Origin of the sequence: Pseudoalteromonas rubra (assembly GCF_005887095.1) — a bacterium.
Lineage (GTDB): Bacteria > Pseudomonadota > Gammaproteobacteria > Enterobacterales > Alteromonadaceae > Pseudoalteromonas > Pseudoalteromonas rubra_E.
On sequence record NZ_PNCI01000028.1, the window covers coordinates 47,865 to 55,016 of the forward strand.

7 protein-coding genes and 3 tRNA genes are annotated in these 7,152 nt (G+C 47.9%); 9 read left to right on the top strand and 1 reads right to left on the bottom strand.

From position 1 onward, the window contains the following. Nucleotides 1-7: 7 nt before the first annotated feature. Nucleotides 8-1,264: a glutamyl-tRNA reductase gene (hemA, locus tag CWB99_RS12945; RefSeq protein ID WP_138552860.1), complete on the bottom strand. Its 1,257-nt coding sequence runs from the start codon at nt 1,262-1,264 to the stop codon at nt 8-10. A gap of 83 nt (nt 1,265-1,347) precedes the next feature. Between hemA and lolB the strand changes: the two genes are divergently transcribed. The 9 genes from lolB (at nt 1,348) to CWB99_RS12990 (ending at nt 7,019) form a co-directional block, all read left to right on the top strand. Next, on the top strand, nt 1,348-1,935 hold the full coding sequence (gene lolB / locus CWB99_RS12950; RefSeq protein WP_138552859.1) for a lipoprotein insertase outer membrane protein LolB: 588 nt from the start codon (nt 1,348-1,350) through the stop codon (nt 1,933-1,935). Beyond that, nucleotides 1,932-2,789: a 4-(cytidine 5'-diphospho)-2-C-methyl-D-erythritol kinase gene (gene ispE / locus CWB99_RS12955; RefSeq protein ID WP_138552858.1), complete on the top strand. Its 858-nt coding sequence runs from the start codon at nt 1,932-1,934 to the stop codon at nt 2,787-2,789. The genes lolB and ispE overlap by 4 nt, the downstream gene beginning before the upstream one ends. Before the next feature lie 78 nt (nt 2,790-2,867). Next, the gene (locus tag CWB99_RS12960) at nt 2,868-3,815 is read left to right on the top strand and encodes a ribose-phosphate pyrophosphokinase (RefSeq protein ID WP_010386544.1); all 948 of its coding nucleotides are present in this window, start codon (nt 2,868-2,870) and stop codon (nt 3,813-3,815) included. A gap of 199 nt (nt 3,816-4,014) precedes the next feature. Continuing rightward, nucleotides 4,015-4,623: a 50S ribosomal protein L25/general stress protein Ctc gene (locus CWB99_RS12965; protein WP_125784576.1), complete on the top strand. Its 609-nt coding sequence runs from the start codon at nt 4,015-4,017 to the stop codon at nt 4,621-4,623. A gap of 19 nt (nt 4,624-4,642) precedes the next feature. Next, complete coding sequence (gene pth, locus CWB99_RS12970; RefSeq protein WP_138552857.1) at nt 4,643-5,227, top strand: aminoacyl-tRNA hydrolase; 585 nt, start codon at nt 4,643-4,645, stop codon at nt 5,225-5,227. Between the two features lie 58 nt (nt 5,228-5,285). Next, on the top strand, nt 5,286-6,377 hold the full coding sequence (gene ychF / locus CWB99_RS12975) for a redox-regulated ATPase YchF (RefSeq protein ID WP_054017260.1): 1,092 nt from the start codon (nt 5,286-5,288) through the stop codon (nt 6,375-6,377). Between the two features lie 245 nt (nt 6,378-6,622). After that, nucleotides 6,623-6,699: transfer RNA gene (locus CWB99_RS12980), tRNA-Met, on the top strand. Between the two features lie 124 nt (nt 6,700-6,823). Further along, nucleotides 6,824-6,908 (top strand) — tRNA-Leu (locus tag CWB99_RS12985). Nucleotides 6,909-6,944: 36 nt separating this feature from the next. Then, nucleotides 6,945-7,019, top strand: a tRNA-Gln gene (locus tag CWB99_RS12990). Nucleotides 7,020-7,152: the final 133 nt, after the last annotated feature.

Below are 7,152 nucleotides of genomic sequence, written 5' to 3' on the forward strand. Positions count from 1 at the left end.
TTAACTCTTATTCCTGCTCAATACCTAATGCTTGTTTTAACACTGCAATGCGCTCGATATCGCCCTCTTTAGCTGCCGACTGAATCGCTCGGGTCGGTGCATGAGTGAGCCGATTAGTGAGTTTATTTGCCAGTTCTAACAAGACCTTTTCTGAATTCTTACCCGATTGTAGCTGATTTAACGCCTTTTCCACGAGTTCTAATTTAATCGTCTGGGCCGATTCACGATATTCCCGGATCACATCCACCGATGTCAGTGAACGCTGCCACTGTGCAAACTCATGGGTTTTGTCGTCAATAATGTGCTGCGCTTCACGTGCTGCTTGTTCACGCGACGCCATGTTTTCATTCACGATCGCTTGCAGGTCGTCCACTGTATATAGATAGGCTGCATCTAAATCATTGACCTGACTTTCAATATCGCGCGGCACGGCAATATCGACAAACAGCATCGGTTTATGTTTTCGTTTTTTAAGGGCCTGCTCAACGACTCCTTTACCTATGATTGGCAAGGTACTGGCGGTGGAGCTAATCACGATATCCGCCTGATGCAATTGCTCGGGTAGCTGGGCTAAAGAGATGACATTCGCATTAATTTCATCCGCCAGAGATTGAGCCCGTTCAATGGTGCGGTTGGCAACAGTAATCGCTTTGGGATTGTGCTGCGACAGATGCTTGGCAACCAGCTCAATGGTTTCACCGGCTCCAATCAGTAATACGTTGGTTTTTTCCAGCTGCCCATAAATGTGCTTCGCCAGATTAACCGCAGCATAAGCCACAGAGACAGCGCTGGCGCCAATTTCAGTCTCTGTACGAACCTGCTTAGCCACAGAAAACGTTTTCTGAAACAGGCGCTCGAATACCGGCTGAATGCCGTTATGTGCTTTCGCGCTGTTATACGCTTGCTTAATCTGACCCAGGATCTGAGGTTCACCCAATACCAAAGAATCTAAACCACAGGCTACGCGCATAAGGTGATTGACCGCATCCTGATTGTGATGCACATAAACATTTTCGGCCAGCTCTTGCTCTTCTATTTGGTGAAAATCAGCCAGCCAGCCCAGAAGCGCTTGGGAATTCGAGTCGCCAAGGCTACAATAGATTTCGGTCCGATTGCAGGTAGAAACAATCACGGACTCATTAAACTGCGGCAACTGTGATAGTTGCTGTAGCGCATCCGATAACTGTTGCGGAGAAAAGGCGACTTTTTCCCTCAATTCGACGGACGCGGTTTTGTGATTGATCCCAAGTGCGATAATGGTCATAACTGCCAGTGTTGCTCAAGCCCTGCTTTAAAGCCGCTAATTTTACCAAAAATCAATCGAATATGGAAAGTAAGGAACTTAGTTTGAAACAGTTTCATTTGATTTTGCTCATGTTTTTATTGTTTCTGAGCGGGTGTGCACAGCGTATTACCCCACCTGACGAGCATTTACAGCAGAATCGTCCCGAAAGTTATAACAATTGGCGGGCAACCGGTAAGCTGGCATTTATCTCTCCCGAAGAGCGTCAGTCTGCCAACTTTAACTGGCAATATCGTGAACAAAAACAAACCCTGACGTTGAACACCTTTATCGGGACTCAGGTACTCAAGCTGCAAGAATTCGATCAGCACAGTGTGCTGACGCTTGAGGATAACACCTACACCAGTGAAGACAGCAGCGATTTAGTGTACCGCCTGAGCGGCTGGCAACTGCCTGTATCACAAGCCCCTCAATGGTTAACGGGTAACATAGAGGCACCTGACAATCAGTATAATGATAAACAACAATTAACTCTGGCCATCTGGCAAGACGAACAAGGCCTGCGCTGGCAGGTTGCTTACCAAACCTACCAGCGTGTAAACGGGTTCGAACTCCCGACTCGGCTCACCCTGACACATAAAGATATCACCATTAAAATCCGAATCAGTGATTGGCACTTTGACACCCTATGAAGACACTCAAATTAACCGCTCCGGCAAAACTTAACCTGTTCTTGCACATCAATGGTCGCCGTGCTGATGGCTACCATGAACTCGAAACCCTGTTTACTCTGCTGGAATATGGCGATGAGCTGACTTTTTCGCTTATTGAGCAAGATGTACTTGAGATTGAGGGCGATGTCACCGGCATTCCGTTGCAAGACAATTTGATTTACCGAGCTGCAGAAGCGCTCAGGCCCTATAAACAATCACCATTCGGTGCCCATGTTCAGCTGGTTAAAAAGCTTCCTATGGGTGGCGGCGTGGGGGGCGGTTCATCAGACGCAGCAACCACCTTGCTTGCCTTAAACACATTGTGGCAATGTGAATTGTCACTTGACCAGCTTGCGGATATCGGATTATCACTCGGTGCGGATGTACCTGTCTTCGTACGAGGAAAAACGGCCCTGGCGCAGGGAGTTGGAGAGAAGTTGAGCCCCTATACCCTGGCGGCAAAACACTATCTGGTGGTCTTCCCCAATGTCCATGTTGGCACTGTGGAAGTGTTCACACACCCAGAGCTGCCGCGAAATACCCCCAAGCTGCCTGAGGGCTGGACCATCGAGCAGACACACAACGACTGTCAGGCATTAGTCAAAAAGCTCTACCCCGAGGTTGAAAAAACCCTGAGCTGGTTGCTAAAATATGCGCCGTCCAGAATGACGGGAACCGGAGGATGCTGCTTTGCAGAATTTGATTCAGCACAGGCGGCACAGCGTGTACTCGAACAACTCCCGTCTCACTGGACAGGCTTTGTTACCCAAAGCGCAAGCGAGTCAATTGCCCACCGGCAACTGGCAGCATGGCGTAAAGATGAAGTAAAATAGTTTAAGTTAGCCTGTTTTGACACTGTCACAGACGCCGTCATTGCAAAATATATATTACAGTGCCTGAGGAACCCTACCGTGCCCGACATGAAGCTCTTCGCTGGTAACGCAACACCTGAGCTAGCTCAAAAAGTTGCAAAACGTTTGTTTATCGAATTAGGTGATGCCGTTGTAGGCCGTTTTAGCGACGGCGAGATCAGCGTTCAAATCAATGAAAATGTTCGTGGTTCTGATGTATTCATCGTCCAATCCACTTGTGCACCAACCAATGACAACCTGATGGAACTCATTGTGATGGTGGATGCTTTACGTCGTGCTTCTGCAGGTCGTATTACCGCCGTTATTCCATACTTCGGCTATGCCCGTCAGGACCGTCGTGTACGTTCTGCGCGTGTGCCAATCACTGCAAAAGTTGTTGCGGACTTCTTATCAAGCGTTGGTGTTGACCGCGTTCTGACCGTTGACCTGCACGCTGAACAGATCCAGGGCTTCTTCGATGTACCTGTAGACAATGTGTTTGGTAGCCCGGTGCTGCTTGAAGACATGAAAGAACGCGACTTTGACGATGTTGTGGTCGTGTCGCCAGATATTGGTGGTGTCGTACGTGCGCGTGCAATCGCCAAACTCCTGGACGACAAAGATCTGGCTATCATCGACAAACGTCGCCCACAGGCTAACGTTTCTCAGGTCATGCACATCATTGGTGATGTGGAAGGCCGCGACTGTATCATCGTCGACGATATGATTGATACCGGTGGTACGCTGTGTAAAGCCGCTGCTGCATTGAAAGAGCACGGTGCTAAGCGCGTATTTGCTTATGCCACGCACCCGGTTCTGTCCGGCAATGCCGCGGAGAACCTGCGCAACTCAGTGATCGACGAAGTGATCGTCACTGACTCAATTACGCTGTCGGACGAGCTGAAGTCTGTTGATAAGATCAAAGTACTGACGCTGGCTGATATGCTGGCTGAAACCATCCGCCGCATCAGCAACGAAGAGTCTATCTCTGCGATGTTTGAACACTAATCCGTGTTCACTGGCAAAGAAAAAGCACCTTAGGGTGCTTTTTTTATATCCAAAGGTTTGCAAGGCTGCTGGTTAGTGGTATATTAGCGCGCCTTTTTACTGGGCTTGCTTTGGATACAACCACGGCGAGTGCAGTGATTTACCGAAGTGCTTGGTCGCGAGCCCTTCGAAGTATTAACTAAAATAATTGGAGACACTCATGTCACAATACGTATTAAACGCTGAAGTACGCGAAACTCTGGGTACTGGTGCGAGCCGCCGCCTACGTCGCGCTGATAAAGTTCCTGCTATCCTTTACGGTGCAGGCAAAGACGCTGTTTCGCTTACTCTGGACCACAACAAAGTTATCCAGATGCAAGAAGACGAAGGTTTCTACACGCACATCCTGACTCTGAACATCGGTGGTGAGTCTGTTGAAGCTATCCTGAAAGACATCCAACGTCACCCGTACAAGCCTAAGGTAACTCACCTTGACTTCCAACGCGTTGACGCTTCTCAAAAGCTTCACACAAAAGTGCCTGTTCACTTCCTGAACGAAGAAGCAGCAACTAAAGGCGGCAACACAGTTGCTCACCACGTAACTGAAATCGAAATCACGTGTCTGCCAGCTCAGCTTCCTGAGTTCGTAGAAGTTGACGTAGCAGCTATCGAAGTTGGCGCAACTGTACACCTTTCAGACATCACTCTTCCAGCTGGTGTAGTTTCTGTTGAGCTAGCTAAAGGTGCAGACCACGACCAAGCGGTTGTAACTGTAAACGCACCTAAAGGCGGCGCTGCTGAAGAAACAGCTGAAGAAGCTGCTGAATAATTTTTAAGGTGTTAGCACCTTGAATACTATTCAAATGCTAGTGGGCCTGGCTAATCCAGGCCCCGAATACGCAAACACCCGTCACAATGCCGGTGCCTGGTTTATCGAAGAACTGGCCAAGCGCTACAACGTCCCCCTCAAACCTGACTCAAAACACCATGGCCTTAGTGGCAAGCTTATCCTGAACAATCAGGAATTTAAGCTACTGATCCCAACCACCTTTATGAACCTAAGCGGTAAAGCCGTAGGTAGCCTGGCAAACTTCTATAAGATCCCGCCAGAGCAGATCCTGGTTGCGCATGATGAGATGGATATGGAACCTGGTGTCGCCAAAATCAAAAAAGGCGGCGGTCACGGTGGGCACAATGGTCTCAAAGACATAATCGCCAAGCTGGGCAATAACAAAGAGTTTATGCGCCTGCGCATTGGTATTGGCCACCCTGGACACAGAGACAAAGTAACAGGTTGGGTGCTGGGCAAAGCCCCTCAGACAGATCAGGAAAAAATCGATGCAGTGGTAGATGAAGCCGTGCGTTGTATGGAAATTCTGGCCAAAGACGGTGTGTTAAAAGCACAAAATAGACTACATTCTTTTAAGCCGTAACACCGACTCTCCCGTCCCGTTACAGCTGTGATTGATGGCAAACTAAAGGTTTTAAACTATGGGTTTTAAATGTGGCATTGTTGGCCTGCCTAACGTAGGTAAGTCAACCCTATTCAATGCATTAACCAAAGCGGGCATCGAAGCCGCGAACTTCCCTTTTTGTACTATCGAGCCAAACACCGGCGTAGTTGCCGTTCCGGATCCGCGTCTGGACCAATTGGCTGCGATTGTGAATCCACAAAAAACCATCGCAACCACGATGGAGTTTGTTGATATCGCAGGCCTGGTAAAGGGCGCCTCTAAAGGTGAAGGTCTGGGTAACCAGTTCTTAGCAAACATTCGCGAAACAGATGCCATTGGTCATGTTGTTCGCTGCTTTGAAGATGAAAACATCGTCCACGTATCTGGCCAGGTAAACCCGGCAGATGATATTGATGTTATCAACACTGAGCTGGTTTTAGCAGATATGGAAGCGGCCGACCGCGCAGCACAACGTAATGCTAAAAAAGCCAAAGGTGGCGATAAAGACGCTAAATTCCAAAACGAAGTACTGGAAAAGGTCAAAGCACACCTGGATGAAGGGTTAACACTGCGCTCACTGGAGCTGACAAAAGAAGAGCTAGCTGCGATTAAGCCGCTTAACTTCTTAACGATTAAGCCGACCATGTACATCGCAAACGTAACTGAAGATGGTTTCGAAAATAACCCATTCTTAGATCAGGTACGTGAGATTGCCGCAGCAGAAGAAGCGGTTGTGATCCCAGTCTGTGCTGCAATTGAATCTGAACTGTCTGAACTTGAAGAAGAAGACAAGCTTGAATTCATGGCTGACCTTGGTCTGGAAGAGCCGGGGCTTAACCTGGTGATCCGTGGTGGTTACGAGCTATTGAAACTACAAACCTACTTCACAGCAGGTGTTAAAGAAGTGCGCGCATGGACTATTCCGGTTGGTGCCACTGCGCCACAGGCAGCGGGTAAGATCCACACCGACTTTGAGCGTGGCTTTATTCGTGCACAAACCATTGGTTTTAATGACTACATTGAATACCAAGGTGAAAGCGGTGCGAAAGACGCAGGTAAAATGCGCCAGGAAGGTAAAGATTACATCGTTAAAGATGGCGATGTGATGAACTTCCTGTTCAATGTCTAAGTAACTGCATTCAATATTGACCAAGTTTATTGGTCTGACAAAAAGCGCCTGATGGCGCTTTTTTTGTCTTTCTCTTACACTGTATGAGGAATTATTGGCTGAATTGCATTAAAAACAGCCCGCTTCGCTTAATTTATCTGCAAACAAACTGTGTTAGGTATTTTTTTGCAAAAAAGGTGTTGACGACATACGGGCATATACGCATAATACGCCCCGCATCAGCGATGATGAGAAATTAAAGAGATGGCTATGTAGCTCAGCTGGTTAGAGCACATCACTCATAATGATGGGGTCCCCTGTTCAAATCAGGGCATAGCCACCATGCTTTAATTACTACCAAAACTCATTGTATAGTTGAATTGCAAATTAATGCAGAAGTGGCGGACTTGGCCAGGTTTCTAGAAATAGACGCTGGATTTAGCTTCCAAAATAGAAGCAAAAGATGTGCGGAAGTGGCGGAATTGGTAGACGCGCTGGATTTAGGTTCCAGTATCTTCGGATGTGAGAGTTCAAGTCTCTCCTTCCGCACCATGTTCTCGATAAGAACTAAAATAATCGACTTTTCGTTGGAGTATCGCCAAGCGGTAAGGCAGCGGGTTTTGATCCCGCCATTCCCAGGTTCAAATCCTGGTACTCCAGCCATCTCTTCTGAGATAAAAATGCGGAAGTGGCGGAATTGGCCAGATGTCTTGAACTAGACGCTGGATTTAGGTTCCAATATCAAAGCGAAAAACATGCGGAAGTGGCGGAATTGGTAGACGCGCTGGATTTAGGT